At 55.6% G+C, this 18,534-nt stretch carries 15 protein-coding genes; 2 read left to right on the top strand and 13 right to left on the bottom strand.

Translation table 11 applies throughout. From position 1 onward, the window contains the following. Positions 1-440: 440 nt before the first annotated feature. From QWJ10_RS21115 to QWJ10_RS21100, 4 genes are all read right to left on the bottom strand, one after another. Positions 441-587: a hypothetical protein gene (locus QWJ10_RS21115; protein WP_010798786.1), complete on the bottom strand. Its 147-nt coding sequence runs from the start codon at positions 585-587 to the stop codon at positions 441-443. Positions 588-706: 119 nt separating this feature from the next. Next, positions 707-1,117, bottom strand: coding sequence for a carboxymuconolactone decarboxylase family protein (locus tag QWJ10_RS21110; RefSeq protein ID WP_010798787.1), 411 nt, complete (start codon positions 1,115-1,117; stop codon positions 707-709). Positions 1,118-1,149: 32 nt separating this feature from the next. Continuing rightward, positions 1,150-1,518 (bottom strand): MerR family transcriptional regulator, encoded by a 369-nt coding sequence (locus tag QWJ10_RS21105; protein WP_122043972.1) that lies wholly within the window; start codon positions 1,516-1,518, stop codon positions 1,150-1,152. Positions 1,519-2,072: 554 nt separating this feature from the next. Continuing rightward, positions 2,073-4,031: a methyl-accepting chemotaxis protein gene (locus QWJ10_RS21100; protein WP_026003799.1), complete on the bottom strand. Its 1,959-nt coding sequence runs from the start codon at positions 4,029-4,031 to the stop codon at positions 2,073-2,075. A gap of 278 nt (positions 4,032-4,309) precedes the next feature. Here QWJ10_RS21100 and QWJ10_RS21095 point away from each other — a divergent pair, with 278 nt between their 5' ends. Further along, complete coding sequence (locus tag QWJ10_RS21095; RefSeq protein WP_289929586.1) at positions 4,310-4,744, top strand: hypothetical protein; 435 nt, start codon at positions 4,310-4,312, stop codon at positions 4,742-4,744. Positions 4,745-4,899: 155 nt separating this feature from the next. On the opposite strand, the gene QWJ10_RS21090 is transcribed toward QWJ10_RS21095, so the two are convergent. Then, the gene (locus tag QWJ10_RS21090; protein ID WP_289929585.1) at positions 4,900-6,777 is read right to left on the bottom strand and encodes a sigma-54-dependent Fis family transcriptional regulator; all 1,878 of its coding nucleotides are present in this window, start codon (positions 6,775-6,777) and stop codon (positions 4,900-4,902) included. 523 nt (positions 6,778-7,300) lie between these two features. On the opposite strand from QWJ10_RS21090, the gene QWJ10_RS21085 reads away from it, so the two are divergent. Next, positions 7,301-9,136, top strand: a complete 1,836-nt coding sequence (locus QWJ10_RS21085; protein ID WP_289929584.1) for an NAD(P)/FAD-dependent oxidoreductase — start codon at positions 7,301-7,303, stop codon at positions 9,134-9,136. Positions 9,137-9,459: 323 nt separating this feature from the next. Here the strand turns inward: QWJ10_RS21085 and QWJ10_RS21080 are convergent, their stop codons facing one another. The 8 genes from QWJ10_RS21080 to QWJ10_RS21045 form a co-directional block, all read right to left on the bottom strand. Continuing rightward, positions 9,460-12,741, bottom strand: a complete 3,282-nt coding sequence (locus QWJ10_RS21080) for a hypothetical protein (protein WP_197873246.1) — start codon at positions 12,739-12,741, stop codon at positions 9,460-9,462. A 466-nt stretch (positions 12,742-13,207) separates the two neighbouring features. Beyond that, positions 13,208-14,365 (bottom strand): glutathionylspermidine synthase family protein, encoded by a 1,158-nt coding sequence (locus QWJ10_RS21075; RefSeq protein ID WP_289929583.1) that lies wholly within the window; start codon positions 14,363-14,365, stop codon positions 13,208-13,210. A 12-nt stretch (positions 14,366-14,377) separates the two neighbouring features. Then, a complete protein-coding gene (locus tag QWJ10_RS21070; RefSeq protein ID WP_289929582.1) occupies positions 14,378-15,115 on the bottom strand; it encodes a DUF1190 domain-containing protein in 738 nt (245 codons plus the stop codon). A 17-nt stretch (positions 15,116-15,132) separates the two neighbouring features. Beyond that, the gene (locus tag QWJ10_RS21065; protein ID WP_019364662.1) at positions 15,133-15,558 is read right to left on the bottom strand and encodes a DUF350 domain-containing protein; all 426 of its coding nucleotides are present in this window, start codon (positions 15,556-15,558) and stop codon (positions 15,133-15,135) included. Between the two features lie 13 nt (positions 15,559-15,571). Then, positions 15,572-16,237: a DUF2491 family protein gene (locus tag QWJ10_RS21060; RefSeq protein WP_289929581.1), complete on the bottom strand. Its 666-nt coding sequence runs from the start codon at positions 16,235-16,237 to the stop codon at positions 15,572-15,574. A gap of 30 nt (positions 16,238-16,267) precedes the next feature. Then, on the bottom strand, positions 16,268-16,825 hold the full coding sequence (locus QWJ10_RS21055; RefSeq protein ID WP_289929580.1) for a rhomboid family intramembrane serine protease: 558 nt from the start codon (positions 16,823-16,825) through the stop codon (positions 16,268-16,270). A 59-nt stretch (positions 16,826-16,884) separates the two neighbouring features. After that, positions 16,885-17,589 (bottom strand): PspA/IM30 family protein, encoded by a 705-nt coding sequence (locus QWJ10_RS21050; RefSeq protein ID WP_010798800.1) that lies wholly within the window; start codon positions 17,587-17,589, stop codon positions 16,885-16,887. A 26-nt stretch (positions 17,590-17,615) separates the two neighbouring features. Further along, the gene (locus tag QWJ10_RS21045) at positions 17,616-18,272 is read right to left on the bottom strand and encodes a YjfI family protein (RefSeq protein ID WP_289929579.1); all 657 of its coding nucleotides are present in this window, start codon (positions 18,270-18,272) and stop codon (positions 17,616-17,618) included. Positions 18,273-18,534: the final 262 nt, after the last annotated feature.

Below are 18,534 nucleotides of genomic sequence, written 5' to 3'. Positions count from 1 at the left end.
AAACCAAGAAGTGTTCGCACCACCGTTTCCGTTCGTCTAATTAGCTGAACAATAAAAAGCTCGGCATAAAACCGAGCGTTCATCTACGCAGATTAGTCCAGCAGGCTATAGGTAATCGTCGCTAAACATAAAAAGGTCAGAATCCCAATTCCCAGCGCTATTGGCATACACATCATGCCAAAGGACAGGTATTCAAGAACCCAACCCATAATGCCAAATAAAAGAAAAAGAACAGCTGCGCCTACCGCTAATGCGGTTCCTTGTCTTACCAAGAAACCACCGCCTGACCTGACCATAATGATGCCTCTGCAGGAGCAGCGATTGCTGCTGCGCAGAGATATCATGTTGTGACAGGATTCACATCAAATACTGTATTAACAATCCGACCGTTAATCTGATACCTCAAGCCTTGCATTGGCAGGACTTGAGGTAACCCGCTATCAGATGCCACCTTCTTCATCGGCCTCGTCAGGTGCCTGGTCAGGGTCCAGTGGTGCCATCTCGTCATCGTTCGCACCTACTTCATCACCCGGACCTAATGGATCAGAGCCCTGCATCCGCCATGTGTCGATTGGTTGAGTATTCATATACACCTCGAGTGGGGTCCTAAATGACCCTATCGTTGGACAGCACTTGTAGGGCTTCATTGAATGCGTGAAACGCTTTGAATCAAACGGTCTTTATGAATACCCAAGCCTTGGCGACCTTAATGCTCTGGTTCCGCTACTGGTTGATCCAAAGTATCTAGCGATGCAAAGACCTCTCGGGCTGCGAACAGTCCGTTCAATGCCGCTGGGAAGCCTGCATAGACCGCCATCTGCATGATGGTTTCAATGACTTCTTCACGCGAAACACCTACATTCAGCGCGCCCTGGATATGTACTCTGAGTTGAGGCGCTGCATTCCCCATAGCCGTGAGCGCCGCCACCACTGCAATTTCTCGACTTTTAAGGTCAAGACCGGGACGAGAGTAGATGTCTCCAAACGGAAACTCGATTAGATAGCGTGCAAAGTCCGGAGCGATGTCAGCAAGACTGGCGACGACGCGCTCGCCTATCTCACCATCGATTTCCTTTAACTTCTCAAGTCCGCGTTCATAGCGCGTTGCAGTGTTCATCAGGCGTCTCTCCATGGTAGCTAAGGGTTATGTCAGGAATGCTCCAGCGCCTGGTAGTGCTCGACCTTGGCTTGCAGGGCATCGGCAGACTTTTTCATGGCCTCGATCTGGGCAAGTACCTCCGCCAGGTGATCCTCCAGCAAGCGACGGCGCTCGGATACGGTTGAGTCTCCAACAGCACGCAACTTTGCGAAGGTCAGCATTTTTCCGATAGGCATCTGGGTGGTACGCAGCCTTAAAAGAAAACTGATCCAGGCCATGTCTGATGCTGCGTAACGCCGTTGGCCGCCAGGGGCTCGGCCAACAGGCGCAATCAACCCGATACGCTCGTAGTAGCGCAACGTGTGAGCCGTCAGACCAGTACGCTTGGCAACTTCATCTATCGTTAAAATCGAGTCCATGGAGAGGATCCTAGAGGTTAGAGTGCGCTCTAAGTCAAACACTTTTTTCCGCTCGCCGACACCTCTTCATGTTATGCCGCAATCGTCTAGAGACCGCTTGCTACAGACGCGGCTGCCCTATTTCTCGAAGGACTTGCGGGGCCATTCACTTGAGCTGATCACGGGAGCTGTCGTAGGAGGCGCTGCCGGCCATGTTGCCGGACATCACGACAGTGCAGGTGCGGCGGCAGGATGCGCGGTTGGCCATCATGAGGCCAATAAGAAGGACAAAGCTAAAGATACCTAGTCGGAACAAGGGATCCGATGCCGCGCAGTCAGGCTCCTCTCAGGCGGCACCGGCTGATAAATAAACAAGGTCGCCATAAGAGCACTGCCGGTACAGTAACCGGCAGGCAGCTGATTGTCTTTTGAAGGTAACGTCTTTGATACCCGCCTGTTGAGCCTGAACGTCTGTCTTTGACAAACGTTCAGATGACTCAGACACTAGCCAGATCGGCTAATAACGATAACCAAGCGTAGCTCAGCAAAACGAGTCAATCGATTACACGTGCGGTTTACACCAACCTGAACCGACCTACCAGCTTTTGCTGGTGCTCAGCCAGACGCGCCAGCTCCAGACTGGTTGCGGCAGTCTGCTCGGCACCTGCGCTGACTTGGATAGCTACATCGTTGATCTCCACGATATTGCGATTGATGTCCTCCGCTACGGCGCTTTGCTCTTCCGCAGCCGCAGCAATCTGCAGGTTTCTATCGTTGATACTGGCTACGCCCTCGGCAATCCTGGTGAGCATATCACCGGCCCGCTCAATGTTGGAGGCGCCTGCGCGAGCCTTGCCTACAGTCTCCTGCATCGATTGAGTAGCGCGATCAGAGCCTGTCTGCAGGTTTGCAATCATCTGCTGAATATTGCCAGTAGACTCTTGTGTCTTTTGGGCCAGCATACGTACCTCGGAAGCCACCACTGCAAAGCCCCGACCGTGGTCGCCGGCCCGTGCCGCCTCGATGGCCGCATTGAGCGCCAGCAAATTGGTCTGGTCCGCAATGCCGCGGATCACATCAAGCACCGTGGAAATGGAGTCGCTTTCTCGCTTCAGGTCGCTGATGATGGCTGCGGTCTGATCGGCCTGCGCAGACAGTTCGCGTATGACACTGATCGTGCTTTCCACTTCACGTCGCCCCTGGCTTGTGCTCTGGTTGACCTCTTGTGACATGCTGGCGGCATCGCTGGTGCTCTGAGCCACCTCCCGCACGGTCGCGCTCATCTGGTTGATCGCAGTGACAACAAGCTCAGTACCCTGGCGCTGGCGCTCAATGCTCTTGCTGGTCTGAAGCGTGACCGCTGAGGATTCTTCCGCGGCCGTCGCCACCTGCGTGGTGGCGTTACCAATCTCCTGAATCACCTGGCCCAACTCGTCAGCCATACGATTGAGGTTATGAGTAATCTCGCCAAATTCGTCCTTGCCCTTGTAATCGGATCGCGCAGTAAGATCGCGTTGCGAAAGTGCCAGCAGCGCCTTGTTTACCGCTTTAACGGCAACGCTGATGTTGCGAATGATCAGATAGGACAACACCGAGACGACCAACAGCGCAAGCACTGCGGCACCCAGCGTTGTCCACAGAGCGGCTGACGCATGATGTTGCGCCTTGGCCGCCAGGGCGCCCACCTGCTGTCCCAACTCTTCCTCTACTTCGCCCATCAGATCGATTCGGCTCGTCGAGGTTTTGAACCATCCTTCGGCAGACACACCCAGTGACTGGCCGATCGGCGTCTCGAACGCCAGACGCTGCAGACGTGCGACCTCAAGCGCGCTGGGCTGCTGCATTTTTTCATCAAGCTTTCGCACAAGCGCCTCAGACGCGTTACGTCTGAAGGCCTCGGAGTAGGCGGAAAACTCACCCAGGTTACGGCTGAAAGCCGATAGCAGATCAGAGTCGAACCGATCCTGGTTGAACACGACACCTAGCATGGCCCGCTCACGACCTGCCCGCTCCTTCATCTCGATGAATTCATTAAGCGAGGATAACGCTCGGGCAAGCGATGGCTCATTCACACTGCGCTCCAATGAGTGAGTGAATCCAATCAGCGTTTGAATAATTTTGGTAAACCGCGAGCCTGATTCACGGTTGGTGATGCCCAGCGTATCGATCTGGTCACGGGTGGCTTTCAGACCATCCAATGCAGCCATAGCGTCGCGAATCTCACTGGCGCTTCCAGAAAGCGCGCGCAAGGCCGCCATAGCCTCATCCGTCTGCTGGCGCATGCGAGGCAGCATATCCCGCATTGCATTTCCCTTACTACCCAGATAAACACCGCTTGCGCCGCGCTCACGCTGCAGCACGGTAATTAACTGACTTACCTTCTGGGCAACCGTGCTCGCTTCCACCGTTCGATTCATCTCCTGCAAGGTCTGGTAGCTATCAACCACCTTTGCCGTCGCGAGCCATAGGAAGCCGAGAAGTGGGCATATGAGAATCAGCAGAAGCTTGAAACCCAACGGGATGTTTCGGAGCACGATGTTCACCTCAGAGTCTGCTTCGATATCAATGGTACGAAGCTCAGTCGATTACCTACCATCGTGCTTTTATGGCTGCACGTTAAGCAGGATGAGCGCAGCCAGAAGCTGCCCTTGCAAGGCATCACACTCTCTATCGGACCGATAGAAAAAATCTTTAAAAAGGACGCATGTCCAAGCCCTATAACGCTCGATGTCTGTATCGGCGGATAGATTGCGCGTCTGGCTCGTGCGCCATAGCCTTCAGCCGGAGCTTGCATTGATGATCGGGAAACGATTTGCCCTGCCTGATTGCAGACGAGATGACTGACCTGTTTCCCTGGAGTAAACCACCGACGATGTCGAAAGCCAGGAAAGTACTGTTGTTGCTCATGATTGTGAGCGCTGCCCTGGGTTATCTCGGGCTTCGTGCCGCTTCAACTCCGCACGAGGCTCAAGTAGGAAGCACTGATGTCGCTCAGCGGCAGCAGCAACTGATTCATGCACTGGTCTCAAACAAGAAAAGCCCTATCAAGGAAGCCCGCTGGGTTACACCGTCCCTGCTCCAGGTAAGTGTTGTCGATGATCATACCTTGCAGTTCCGGCTGGCCGAATCCGTTTGCCTGAGTGCCAAACAGTACGGTACGCCCGCAAGGCTCGTCAGAGTGGTGGATGCAGTAAAACTGAGGCAAGGTGGAAAGCTGGTAGAGCTTGGGCAGGCCGCTTGTCAGTAGATAGTCTCGTGAAGGTCGTATAGACGAGAAAACCAACTCTCAAGCGCGCCCCTATTGTCACAATCGGGGCAAGGCGAATCTGGAATGATGAGCCGTTTAATGTAGCCGTTAATCGGCCTGGTGCCTTCCGGTTGATGGGAGAGATGCCACCTTAATTAACGGTTGATCAGCCCGTGTTTACGGAGCTTGCGGTACAACGTATTGCGACTGATACCGAGCCGCTCAGCCACATGCCCCCGATGCCAGTGCTCAGCCTGCAAGGCTGCAACCAGGGCATCACGCTCCGCTGTCCCCAAAGGGTTACATGCATTTTCTGCAGGTGTCTCCAGCGGCAGAACGGCTGCCACATCCCTGAGGCCGATCCAGCACCCTTCGCTCAAGGCTACAAGCGTTCTTAACAGGTTTCTCAGCTGACGAATATTGCCGGGCCATGGCTGCGCCAGTAGCGCCTGCCTGGCTGCCGGTTCCACTCGAATTTCTTTGCCACAAGCCTCCTCTCGGAGCAGATGATCGATCAGCTCAGCCTTGTCGCTTCGTTCTCGCAAAGGCGTCAGGGTGACTTGCAGGCCAGTCAGGCGGTAATAGAGATCTTCCCGAAACTGACCCGCCGCCACCAGCGCCTTGAGGTCTCGATGGCTGGCACTGATCAGGCGAATATCAAGCGGCTGTGGTACGGTACTTCCCAACGGAACGACATGACGCTCCTCTAGAACACGCAGCAGCCGGGTTTGAAGGGCAAGCGGCATATCGCCAATTTCATCAAGGAACAGGACGCCGCCATTGGCATGCTGGAGCTTGCCTGCCATGCCCTCTTTACGTGCACCGGTAAATGTTCCGCCGCAATAACCAAACAGCTCGCTCTCGATCAGCGCCTCGGGAATGGCCGCACAGTTGAGTGCGATAAATGGCTTGCCTGCACGTGAACTGGCACGGTGCAGCGCAGTAGCGAAAGCCTCCTTGCCAGTCCCGGTCTCCCCATAGAGAAGAACCGGCACATCATGCTCCAACACCTTGAGCGCCCGATCGAACGCCGCATGTAGTGCATGATCGGCGAGACATAGCCCCTCGATCTTTGTGCGGCGAACCGGCGGAGGCGTTACAACTGTACGCAGCTGTATGCCCCGTACCTGTGCATGGAGCAACACGCCGCTCAAGGTGCATATCGACCAATAGGCACTGGGTTGCGGCTGCGCATAGGCCAGGAGTTCATCGAGTCTGATGTCGAGCACGCCTTCCAGCGACTGACCCAGCAACGCCTCACGGCGGGTGGCCAGTAGGTTCAGGGCCGGCTCGTTAACTGCGGTAATCCGGCCCCCTCCATCGAATGCCAGGAGCCCCTCGCTAAGCAGACCGAGAAATTCGGGCTGGGTATGGAAGCGCAGCAGGTAGTCCTGCTTACAATGCTGCAGGAAAAAGCCATTTTCGATCAGTTTTGCCGAAAGTGTCGTGAGCGCCATCGTATGAAACTGGCTCTGCCGCGATTGCTGCTCGCGAACCGTAGAAACATTGAGTACCGCCTGGAGGTTTCCGGCCGGATCAAAGACGGGCATCGCCGAGCAAGTCAAACCCGTGTGGCGACTGCGAAAATGTTCCTCCCGAAAAATCGTGATGGGTTGGCGCTCAACCAGACAGGTACCCACCCCGTTGGTCCCCTCGATATCTTCGTTCCATACCGCACCAAGCCACAGGCCAGCACGCTCGAGCAGAGTTTGCTCTGCCTCATGGAAGACGCTTTCAATCACCACCCCCTGGGCATCGGTCAACAAGATCGTGTGTCCTGCCCCGCCCAGCTGCTGGTAAAGGGTGTTCATCTGCCCACGGGCCAAGCCAAGGAGGTTACACAGCGGCTCTCGGTGATCAATCAGGCGCGGCTGCTCTATGACGCAAGGTGCCTGGGGACTGGCAGGATCCAGCTGGTAGTGCTCAAGGCAGCGCTGCCAGGAGCGTACGACAACCGGGTCTGTAGAGCCTGAAGGCAAGCTGTCTAGTGCTTTTGAAAAAGGAGGTATTGAAGTATGAGGCCTTTGGGACATTCTTGTTGTTCTCCCTATGCAGGCGGCAAGGTGCAATGTTTAGTGTAGGTCATTCAAGCCTCCAAGGCCGGTAGGCCAGAAGCGGTACAAAATGTCACCTTCTTAGGCCAGGACCGATACACGAGCTGACCAGGGATAGCCGCAACCGTATCGGCAACACCGCAGCAGGTAAGCGTTTTCCAAACCTGGCCTTATCCTTGCTCCACTCTCCTATGTATTCCCCTGCACAACAACAACGATCAGGAGAGTCCATTCATGCGTTACGCCTTTTTCTGCACCAGGAACGTTTGCGCCCTGCCATACGGTACGCCAAGGCCATCCATTATCGATTCAAGGGAGCAGCACGCTACGCCCGCTGAACAATCCCTCCTACGCCAGCGTGCCTGGTACCGGGAAGCCCTGACCCTCTTGCCCGTTGCACGGCCTAACTAACCCCGTCACAACAGACCTGTTTGAGCCGACGCGGACTTGCCGACCCGGGGCGGGCTGCGCACAACAACAATTAGTCCGGGAGGAGACACCTATGAATATTCATGTTGATCCTACAGCCGTATCGCAAGCGCAATCCCCGACAGCCCAGCTCTCCAATTGGGTAGAGCGCTTCGGCAGCCGCCTTGCTGCACGAGACATCGATGGCACACTTGAGCTGTTTGCCGATGACTGCTACTGGCGTGATCTGGTGCTGTTCAGCTGGAACCTGATTACGCTGGAGGGCAAAACCGCGATTCGTGAAATGCTTGAGGAGCGCCTCGAACAGACCCAACCTGATCACTGGACACTGGAGGGCGAGGCGACTCTAACCGACGATGTACTCGAAGGCTGGATCCGTCTGGAAACAGACGTTGCCCGTGGTAAAGGTTATGTGCGACTCAAAGACGGGCTGTGCTGGACACTCCTCACCACCATGCGTGAACTCAAAGGGTTCGAGGAGCCTTCCGGGCGGCGTCGCCCCATGGGTGCAACGCATGGACATGGTCATGCCGACAAGCGCAACTGGCTGGAAAAACGCCATGACGAGGAGGCGGCCTTGGGTATCACCGAACAACCCTATTGTCTGATCATCGGGGGTGGGCAAGGTGGTCTGGGGCTTGCCGCACGGCTCAAGCGCCTTGGCGTTCCTACCTTGATCGTCGACAAGGCTGAACGACCGGGTGATCAATGGCGTGGTCGCTACAAGTCGCTTTGCCTGCATGATCCCGTCTGGTACGACCACATGCCCTACCTGCCTTTTCCTGAGCACTGGCCCGTCTTTACGCCCAAAGATCAGATCGGCGACTGGCTGGAGATGTATTCCAAAGTCATGGAGCTCAATTACTGGGCAAAGACCGAATGCGTCAAAGCCTCTTATGACGAGACTGCGCGGCAATGGACCGTAGAGGTGGTACGTGACGGCAAACCGATTACGCTTAAACCTACCCAGCTGATTCTGGCGACCGGTATGTCGGGTGTACCCAATGTTCCCGTTTACCCCGGCGCTGAGACGTTTGCCGGGCAGCAGTATCATTCCAGCCAACATCCAGGAGGCGATGCCTGGCGTGGCAAACGAGCAGTCGTTATTGGGGCCAACAACTCGGCCCATGACATCTGCGCCGATCTTGTGGAAAACGGTGCGGACGTCACCATGGTGCAGCGCTCCAGCACCCATATCGTACGCTCCGATTCGTTGATGGAAATCGTCTTCGGCCCCCTCTACTCCGAGGATGCCCTTGAGCAGGGAATCACGGCAGACAAGGCCGACATGCTATTCGCTTCCCTGCCCTACCGTGTGTTGCCTGAATTCCATCGCAAGGCCTTCGACCGCGTGAAGGAACGAGACAAGGACTTCTATGAGCGGTTAAGCGCAGCCGGTTTCATGTTGGACTTCGGGGACGATGAGTCCGGCCTCTTCCTCAAATATGTTCGCCGCGGCTCAGGCTATTACATTGATGTTGGGGCGTCGGAGCTCATCGCCAATGGCACTATCAAGCTCAAGAGCGGGAAAGGACTGGGCGTCGATCATATCGAGCCAGACGCCGTAGTCCTGACCGATGGCAGCCGATTACCGGCTGATCTTATCGTTTACGCCACCGGCTACGGCTCGATGAATGGATGGGCCGCCAAGCTGATCTCACAGGAAGTGGCTGACAAAGTAGGCCGGTGCTGGGGGCTTGGGTCAGGTACCACCAAGGACCCAGGCCCATACGAGGGAGAGCTGCGTAATATGTGGAAGCCTACCCAGCAAGACAACCTCTGGTTCCATGGGGGCAATCTCCATCAGTCCCGACATTATTCTCTGTATTTGGCTCTCCAACTCAAGGCACGCTTCGAGGGGCTGAATACCTCGGTCTACAAACTTGCGCCAAGCTACCACAAGGGCTGATCGGCTTGCGCCAATCGTTCAACATTGCGGTCTTGCATGCCTTCTCCAGGCAATGTGCAAGACCGTCTCACGATACGCCGGATATCCGTAAGGCGCTTGAAAATCCAGATCAATGCAGGTGTCCCTGTCATGCTCTTGACTAGCAGCTTGTCCGGACTGGTCGGTACCACTTATATAGGGGTAGATGATCAGGCCGCAGGGCATAACGCCGCTACAGGCGGGCGTCAAGTAAGACAGGCAGCAAGACGGGCCTTTCCCTGGCCCGCCTTGCTGTTTTGCTATGAGTCGCAGCTCAGTCCTTGATTCGATTCATCGCTATTCGCTTACGCCAGTTGTGTATCGAGGTTGGCACCATCCCCCTTGTAATCTTCATGCTCGACGTCGTCGAAACCGGGCGACGGCAAATGCCCTCCGTCTGCAAAGAACTCATATTCCTCTTCACGGTACTCGAAGATACTTAGATCTTCCGGTGCGTCACGCTGGCCGTAGTTGTACATATATTCATCCAGAAACTCGAAGCGCTGTTTGCCATCGGCGGTGAGCAGGTTCTGATCATTCAGATCGTTGATCAGGCTTTGCAAATCTTCGCGATGAGCATCCATGCGGTTGTTGTGCTTGATGTCCTCGACGATCAGGAAGGGCGTCAGCGCCACCGTCAATGCTGCGCCAACCCATAGGAGCGGCCCCGCCAGGGCACGAGCGGCGTTGGCTCCCATGACCGCGGCCATTTGTGCGCCGCCACCGGCAAAGTTGAAGGCGCCCGCAGCAACAGTAATAGCACCCTGCGCCACAGCGACCTTGTCGTTGCTGTTAAGACCTGACTTGATCTTCAAGCCACCCAGCACAATGTCAGCGACCCCGGTGAAGGTATTAGCGCCTGCATCCATGACCCGCAGGAATGCCGAAACGCCACGGCTGGTAGGGGTGCTGCCCTTAAGCCCCGGATTTTTGGCAAAACCGTCACGGAAGCCTTCGTTCAGCGTTGTCCACTGCTCCGGCGTCAGATCCATCTTTGCTGCCAGCTTCTGCTGATCGGGAACAGGGGCAGCATCAATCGCTGCGTTGAAGCCTTCATAGATCTTTTTCAGATCACCCTCCACAAGGCTCAGGTTTCTGCCAGAACCTTCCGGTACATCCTTACCAAAGATCTGCGGCAAGGACTTGTCCAACCCCATCATCTGGTTGATCTTGGTCCCCCAGATGCTATCGACGATATTACTGCCCAGGTTCACAAAGTGCTGCCCTGCGCCCAAGACACTGACAAAGTCTTTTGCAATCGCCAGGCGCTCCTCTGGAGTATCCGCCAGCGTGCCGCCCTTGCCTGCAATCTGGTAAATCCCGGAAGCCAGGGAAATCAGACCGCCTGCAGACCCCAACGCACCGTTGCTGTTGAGCTCGGTAATGGTCTTGAGCATGCTGCCATGGGCGCCCTCACCCAAGGTCTTGTAGACGTCTTTGCTCATAACCTTGTTGATGTCATCCGCCGTCACGACCCCGTTCTTGCTAAAGGTCGCCCCCAATTCCTTGAGTGCTTCGCCAAATGCTTTTGCAGTCTGCTTGTTACCCAGGAACTCCTGTACGAAGCGCTCGGTTTCCACGGTGCGCCGCGAGATGTCGATACCGCCTTTTTTCAGCGCGGTCAGGAGCGTCTTGATGGTGTCCTGGGTAGCTAGAACTGTGTTTTCGTCGTTGATTCCCGAGGGATCGGCCAGCAGCTTGTCGAGATCAATTGTCGTGGCGTCGATCATCATGTGCTGGGAAAACTGCGCAGCCTTGTCTGGGTCGAAGGCCGCCAGCGAAGCGTAGGTCTTGCCGATGTCAGCCTCCGCCAGTTCATCCTTGCCATTCTTCTTGAGCTCGGCGATATAACGCGAGTACTCCTCGGAGAAAGCCATGGTCTCGAGTTTTTCGCGCACCGCGTCCTTGTTCGGCAGTGCGTCCAGGGCCTTACTTTGTTGAGCCTGGAAATCCTTCTGTACGCTTTCCGAGCCGAAGAGCTTGCCGACCTGTTCGTCCACCTTGGCCTTATCAATGATGGAAGACAGGTCTTTACCGCTCACCTTGGCTGTACCCTGCCCCATCGACATGTCCAGCACGACCATGTCCAACCCGTTCTCGCTGGCGCTCTGAGCACGCAAGGCGTTATAGAGCTTGGCGCGGTCATCGTCCTTGGCAATGCTGCCGTTGTCGATTCCCTTTTTCCAATCGGCGAGCAGGTTCTGCCACGTCAGTTCGCTCACTGTAAGTTTGCGGTTCTTGTCCGCTGGATCAGTTGTGGTAGTTTCCAGGTTGGCGACATCCGTTTCGGTATCCGGTGGCAGACCTGCACTTTCGCGTGCAAAATCGATTTTCCCTTCTTCGGTAAGCTCTGGCCCCTTGAGATTGGAGAAACCGTACTTGCCAAAATCCTGAAGTCGGCCGGCCTCAGTGCCATTTTCTGCTTCGCCGCCCTTGGTGATGCCATTGATCTTGCCATCGCCAATATCGCTACCAGAAAGAACCTTGCCTTCACCGTCGTAGCGCTCGATGTGTTCGAGCACCTGTGAAGCCCGGTAGGCTGCATCGGCATCTTTTTCAAAATCGCCGACTCGCTCCTTGAGCATATCCTTGATGCCACTCTGGTTTCCCAGATTCTTGAGTAGCGGATCGCTGTCGATAATATCCTGGGCCGAGCGCTTATCGTTCGGAGGCAGCTCCCATACGATGCCCAGCTTCTCGGCCTGCTCACGGGCCTGCTTGTCACCCGCTACCGCTGCAGGGTCCTTGAGCTCACCTTTCAGGCTAGAAAAGCCGTACTTACCAAAATCCTGCAGCCGACCGGCTTCAGTGCCGTGCTTCGCCTCACCACTCTTGGTAAAGCCGTTGATACTGCCATTACCCACGTCTTTTCCGGCAATCTTCTCACCAGAGGCGTCCAACGTTTCTACATGCTCCAACACTTGTGCAGCCCGGTAGGCCGCATCGGCGTCCTTTTCAAAATCACCTACCTGCTCCTTGAGCATGTCCTTCACGTTGCTCTGGTTGCCTAGGTTCTTGAGCAAGGGATTGGAATCAATAATGTCTTGCGCGGAGCGATCATCACCTTCCGGCCGCTCCCAGCGGATACCCAGTGCTTCTGCCTGCTCGCGAGCCTTGTCGTTATTACCAGCTAAAGAGACCTGATGGAGCTCGCCCTTCAAAAAAGAGAACCCATACTTGCCAAAGTCTTGTAGGCGGCCAGCTTCAGTACCGTGCTTTGCATCGCCCCCTTTGGTGAATCCATCGATTCGATCATTATCGACATTGCTGTCACCGATGATGCGATTGCCGTTTTCATCGATCTTCACTACGTGCTCAAGCACCTGGACAGCCCGGTATGCGGCGTCAGCGTCCTTCTCGAAATCGCCCACCCGCTCCTTGAGTTTGTCCTTCACCCCGCTCTGGTTGCCCAGATGTTTGAGTAGCGGACTGTCGTCGATGATTTCCTGCGCCGAACGCGTATCGTCCTTAGGGCGTTCCCAGCGGATGCCGACCTCCTTGGCATCTTCCACTGCCTGATTCCAGGCTTTGTCTGACTCCGAGCCTGCTGGCGGGTTATCGTTATTACTTACAGCCTTGACGGTCATTGCCTATTCCTTCTTGTGGTGGACCAGACAAGTCAGTGACTACATGAGCTTACGTAAACAGGCCGCAAAACTCCCTACTGGTTAGACTGGGCATGGATGAGGTATGGCTATAGGGTTCGGCCTCTCACCAGGATGCTATCGTCAATACATAACGAAGCACCCCGAACCAGATGCCGACTCCGACAAACCTCGCCTATCAAAAACCTTCACGATGAAAATACAATGACACTGCTGATTGCCAAGCACAGGCAATACCGCAGATAACGGCTAAGTTCCGTCGCTTAGAGAGGATTTTTAGAAGCAGGCCTGTAGGCTGAGCGCCGCAGACAGAGATATAACAAGCAAATGATGGCCGGGTACTAACAGGCTTATCCTGCGTAACATCTGGATGGAGCCATAAAGAAGGTTCAGTGCGACACCAGCAAGCGGCGCAGTCAGTGCCACGCCGGGTGGGTTATAGCCGCTATCAACCCAATACCACGTGCGGTAAAAACCGGCTGGAGTCCTTGGTAATAAGGCTGTCATCTTCTCTGATGCCGATACCCGAAGCCACATCGGCAATCACCCAGGAGCCGATCAGGGTGTAACTGTCACCAAAGCGTGGGAGCGGTGAAAAAGCCTGGAGTATGTACGGCGCGTCCGTATAAGGACCATCCTCCCTGACAACCTGATCCTCATCGGTGCGGATTTCAATGTTGGCACCCTCCCGCGAAAAGAAGGGTTTGCGCACCCAACCTTTGGGAACCGGCTTTGCTGGATCAGCATCGACCATGCACGGCAGCAGATTGGGGTGTCCCTCGTTGAATCGCCACAACAGCGGCAGAATACCCTTGTTGCTAATCAAAGACTTCCAGGCGGGCTCCACGAACTGCGTATCACATCGTGGTACGGCTTTGCCAAACTCTTCGTTGAAGATATGCTCCCAGGCATGGAGCTTGAAGAGCCGCTCGATCCAGCGTCCTTCAAGGTCCACGAACCGCCCCTCAGCCGTCAGCCCGATATCCTCCACATTGATATGCCGCGCATCGATTCCAGCGTGTGCCGCCATTCGACGCAAGAAATCTGTCGTACCGCGGTCCTCGACCGAGCCCGACATGGCCGAAAAATAGAAAGCCCCACCGACAGGAAATGCAGCAAAGGCACGTACCAGGTCTTCGGCGATGGTATTGAACTGATTTGCCTCAGGCGGCAACACGCCACGGGCGATCTGATCTTCAAGCCATAACAGCTGCACGGATCCTGCTTCAAGCAACGAGGTAGGCGTATCCATGTTGGCTTCCAGCAGTTTGGCAGGCCCGCTTCCGTCGTAGGCAAAATCGAATCGCCCATACAAATGCGGGTGGCCTTCCTTCCATGAGCTGCGGACTAGATCGAAAAAGGTCGGGGGAATGGCGAGACCTTCGAGCAGCTCTTCGCTGTCGACAACCCGGTCGACAACATCCAGGCACATCTCATGCAGTTCCCGGGTCGGCTGCTCCAGATCGCGGGTGATCTGGGCCTCGGTGAACTGGTAGTAACCACGTTCATCCCAGTAGCGCTCGCCATCGATCGTGTGAAAGTTGAAGCCTTCACGCTCCAGGGTCTCGCGCCAATCCGGGCGCTCTTCGATGCTGATCTTTTTCATGCTCAAATGTCCTTAGCTACTGCTGTACCCACCGCTGCTCTTGCCACCCCAGCCGCTACGGGCGGTGGCCTGACTGCCAAAGCCTCCGCGAGAGATGGTGGAAGATACGGCTGATCCGGATGTTCCCGAATTTCGACTCAGGCTTCTGCCCAAAGTAGATGAGGTATAGCTGTTGGTAGGACTGGTCCTGGCCTGCGTCGAACGGCTGAATGTCTTACCTTGCTCAATCTGGCGCGAAAGCGTCGAGTTGTAATAGTTGCCGCGGTTGTCCCGCGCCTGGTAAATCGGCTGCGAATAGTAGTGGTTGTTACCCGAGCCACTAAGCATGTTGCCGATCAGGAGGCCCATGAGCAGACCGTTAAGGTGACTGCCCCCACCTCCGCCGCCGCTTTGATTGTTCGCCTGCTCGACAGCCTGCTTGGACAGGTCTCCGGACATGGCCAGTTCAAAGCCCCCCAGCTTGGGCATGTACTTGCCATCGGATGTCGCCTGGCAATAACCGGGTACGAAGTCGGCATCGCATGACGCCTGATCGTCGTAGGTCGGCGCGATGCGCTTGTGATCAGCCATCGCCTGCATATAGGCATCCGAACAGATATCGACCGGAACCTTGGCCTCAACGCACTGCTGCACGGAGCTGAAGTTCTGACTGGCATTGTAAGTGGCAGTGTTCTGCGACTTGCCACAGGCGACCAGCGCCAGCGGCAGGGTACTGGCCAATACCAGCTTGACGGAACTGCGTTTTCTCATCGGTTATTCCTCCTGGCTCAGACCGACGGCGTCATGCAGGCGGAATTGATAAAACCGATACTGATTGCGACAGAGGCTGAATACACTGCCGCAGCCGTTTCACCTCGCCCGATACGAGCAGAAAGGTCCTTCACCACCAGGCTGGTGCCAAGGAAGGTCAACAGCTGAACGACCGCAGCGATGACGACCCAAACCACAAAGTCCAGAACGCTTACGCTATAAGCAATGATATTGCTCGCCGGCAGGGCAAAGCCGATCAGCGAGCCACCCAAGGCAATGGCAGCCGCAGTGTTGCCCTCGCGAATGAGCGCAAATTCCTTGTGTGGTGTGAGACGGGTATAAATCAGCTGGAACAAGGCGAACAGGATAGCGGCAACAACAATATAAATGATGAAGCCCATTACCGCGCCGGCGTTCAGGGATAGACGAAGTGCTTCAAGCATGGAGATTTCCTTATCAGAGGACCTGAAGGTCTGTAGGTTGTAGCGTTACGCCAACGGCCATCGACAGCGAGATGACACCCTCATCATCTTCCTCGACCGACAGGAGCAGAAACTCCCGACGATTCACCAGGCCGATTTCACGTGCGTAGAGCATGCAATTATGCCGGATTCGATAAGACTGCTCTGGACTTTTGACGTACTCAAGGAGCGGCGTCAGCTCCGTCTGGCCGTCTTCCGTTCCCCATTGGCGTTCATACTCCTCGCCGTCGAGCTCATAGAGTGGCATACCCAGCTTTGCGCCCGGCCCCGAGAGGCTTAGCAACTCGGCCTTGCTGTTGATCGTGGTGACGCTGTGATAGCCAAAAAGAATGATGTCCTGGATGTCATCATTGCTAGGGCCGTTCATGACTATCTGGAGGAAATAATCCTCATCGTCCAGATAGAAACGCAGCAGTCGCATGGACTGGCCAAGGTCGATATTACCCACCGCCCAGACCTTTTCATCCCCTGGTAGGGTAACGTGCGAGTGCCCGTCGAGCAGCAGCTTCAGGGATTTGTCCAGGCATATCATCCGCTCCCGGGTCAGCCCCAGCGGGCTGGCGTTGGTGATAGGTGCAGAACCTGCCCTTTCCTTGGGGAGCGGCGCCTCCATGCCTAGCGCCCTTTTGATCCAACTCATAAAGCACCTCCTGTTTCCTTATTGTAGAGATTATCTGGCATCGGCCAGCAATGTCTTCGAATGCATGATCCACCCGACCACTATGCCTGCAACGGCACCGGCGATGTGGGACTCGAACGAAATACCCGGCACGGGTAGAAAACCAAAGACCAGCCCGCCATAACCCAGCAAGGCGGCTGCGGCAATCAACAGACTCAAAAGGCTCCGCTGAAACCACGCGCGGGCCAGGACATAGGACCACAGACCGAAGATCAGCCCACTGGCTCCTACGTGAATACTAGGCCGACCCAGCAGCCAGACCAGCAGTCCGCCCAACACGGCAATCAGCACGAGTACCCGAACATAGCGCTCGAGGCCTTCGTTGGAAATAAGCCAGCTGAGCACTACAAAGGGCGCGAGGTTACTGAGCAGATGCCGGATGGAGCCGTGTAGAAACGGGGCAAACAGGAGCCCCTGCAAGCCGCTGGTTGTACGAGGGATGATTCCGTGGTGTACCAGGCTGTTCGCCGTCAAGGTGTTCACCAGTTGAACCAGCACCATGATCCCGGCCAACATGAGGATAACCGGCAGGCATTTTCCTGTACGCATTGACATCTCTCATGACACAGAAGGGCAGCCGGAAGGATTCGGCTGCCCTTCTGTAACGCTTATTGTGCAGAGCCCGAGGACTGCTTGGCCTTCAGGCGAGCCAGGACATCAGCACCGCCGCCCGACTTGGAACCAATCCCGGCTTCTTGTAGACGGCGCTCCAGATCACCGCCGTTGGAAGCGCTGGCGAGCTCTTCAGCTGCCTGCAGGCGAGCATCCTGCTCGTCCTGACGGGCCTTGATCCGGGCCAGCGAATCTACAGCCGTTTCCAGGGAACCATTGGCACCACCTGTAGCGGCAGCTGTTGCCACTCGTGCCTTCTGAACGGTTTCCCGCGCCTTGGCCATCTCGACTTGCTGCTTGAGCCCCTTGATCTGCGCTTCGGCCTTGATGACCTGAGCATGCAGGGCTTCTGTCTGCTTGCCGAACTGATCCGCCAGCACCTGCTCCTGATCACGCTGGGCCTCGATCTCGGCTACCTTGTTTGCACACTCAGTCGCCAGACCTTCCTCGCCTTTCTCCAGCGCAGCCATCGCCTTGCCTTCCCAGTTCTGAATGTCCCCCTTGAAGGCATCCAGACGTTGCAGCGAGAGCTTGTGCTTGGCCTTAATATCGACCAAGCCGTTACGAGCCCGCAGCAAGGCGGCTTCGGCATCACGGATTTCCTGGTCAAGAATACGGATTGCCTGCTGATCGACAATTGCTTCGCCCACTTCAGAGGCGCCACCGCGAAGCGCGGTTACTACTTTTTTCCAAATGCTCATCTGTGTACTCCAATGCGAATAAAGGGTCAGGCCTTGATATGGTCTTCGAATGCTTCAGCAGCACGAATCACGTTTTCCGCCAGGGTGTAGATCTCCTGAACGATGACCGTCAGGGACGAGGCCGCGCTCAAGGCACCAAACATGCAATAAATCTCTGTACCGTCTACCGATTCGATACCTACCGAGGACAGGGGGAACATGTCCCGGCTACGCAGCAGCAGGCTGTTGAACTCAACGGTATCCTTGACTTTGCCTGCCTCGAACAGCGTGGCGTCGACTAACACCTGATCACCGGAGACCGCCAGGTAAATCGGCAAGTCGCCATACTCAGTCATGGTAAGTTTCATGCTGGGCACCGCACCTTCGGCAATGGTCAGAACAATCTCGCCCTTCTCAACCGCTTCAAGCTCGGCCAGGGCCTTGTGCAGCGAGCTGATACTCCAGTTGGTGTTCTCGGTCATAAAGTCCTCCAGTTTGACTTTCTCGCCCAAAAAGGGCTGCCGTAGCGCTTTTTCTATACCCCGAAGGGCGTTGACGTTTTCAGGAAGAATCCAGAACTCACGCTTTACCAGACCTGCCTCACGTAATCGTGTCCGCATTTCGCGCACATAATCAGCAGTCGTTTTACCCTTGCCGGAGCCTGCCTTGGCCATAGCATCATCCGATAGTTTCTTGCGAGGCATCTGACCTCCCAGACTCATTACATGTAAGGAAATTTACGCCTGAATCCAGGGCAGCGCAATACTTACATGTAAGTATTTTTAACCATTACATGTAATATTATTTTGCTTGAATATTTTCAGGCACTTCCTGACCTACTCGGTTAGAAGGGACGCTACGGGACTGGCACCACGGGTACTTTGGTTGGTCTACCAGCCCTCAGAACTGAAAGGTGTGCGGCAGTCCTTGCAAGACAAGCACTGCCCAGTACGACGTATTTCAAGG

It is taken from the genome of Pseudomonas sp. WAC2, from assembly GCF_030403525.1.
GTDB classification, from domain to species: Bacteria; Pseudomonadota; Gammaproteobacteria; order Pseudomonadales; family Pseudomonadaceae; genus Chryseomonas; species Chryseomonas luteola.
Note: the sequence above shows the minus strand (reverse complement) of the source record. Positions and strands in the feature narration are given on the sequence as shown.

What these genes read in the sequence shown, in the direction of transcription:
- QWJ10_RS21115 (WP_010798786.1), bottom strand. Translation starts at nt 587, where the DNA reads ATGAATACTCAACCAATCGACACATGGCGGATGCAGGGCTCTGATCCA.
- QWJ10_RS21110 (WP_010798787.1), bottom strand. Translation starts at nt 1,117, where the DNA reads ATGAACACTGCAACGCGCTATGAACGCGGACTTGAGAAGTTAAAGGAA.
- QWJ10_RS21105 (WP_122043972.1), bottom strand. Translation starts at nt 1,518, where the DNA reads ATGGACTCGATTTTAACGATAGATGAAGTTGCCAAGCGTACTGGTCTG.
- QWJ10_RS21090 (WP_289929585.1), bottom strand. Translation starts at nt 6,777, where the DNA reads ATGTCCCAAAGGCCTCATACTTCAATACCTCCTTTTTCAAAAGCACTA.
- QWJ10_RS21085 (WP_289929584.1), top strand. Translation starts at nt 7,301, where the DNA reads ATGAATATTCATGTTGATCCTACAGCCGTATCGCAAGCGCAATCCCCG.
- QWJ10_RS21080 (WP_197873246.1), bottom strand. Translation starts at nt 12,741, where the DNA reads ATGACCGTCAAGGCTGTAAGTAATAACGATAACCCGCCAGCAGGCTCG.
- QWJ10_RS21075 (WP_289929583.1), bottom strand. Translation starts at nt 14,365, where the DNA reads ATGAAAAAGATCAGCATCGAAGAGCGCCCGGATTGGCGCGAGACCCTG.
- QWJ10_RS21070 (WP_289929582.1), bottom strand. Translation starts at nt 15,115, where the DNA reads ATGAGAAAACGCAGTTCCGTCAAGCTGGTATTGGCCAGTACCCTGCCG.
- QWJ10_RS21065 (WP_019364662.1), bottom strand. Translation starts at nt 15,558, where the DNA reads ATGCTTGAAGCACTTCGTCTATCCCTGAACGCCGGCGCGGTAATGGGC.
- QWJ10_RS21060 (WP_289929581.1), bottom strand. Translation starts at nt 16,237, where the DNA reads ATGAGTTGGATCAAAAGGGCGCTAGGCATGGAGGCGCCGCTCCCCAAG.
- QWJ10_RS21055 (WP_289929580.1), bottom strand. Translation starts at nt 16,825, where the DNA reads ATGCGTACAGGAAAATGCCTGCCGGTTATCCTCATGTTGGCCGGGATC.
- QWJ10_RS21050 (WP_010798800.1), bottom strand. Translation starts at nt 17,589, where the DNA reads ATGAGCATTTGGAAAAAAGTAGTAACCGCGCTTCGCGGTGGCGCCTCT.
- QWJ10_RS21045 (WP_289929579.1), bottom strand. Translation starts at nt 18,272, where the DNA reads ATGCCTCGCAAGAAACTATCGGATGATGCTATGGCCAAGGCAGGCTCC.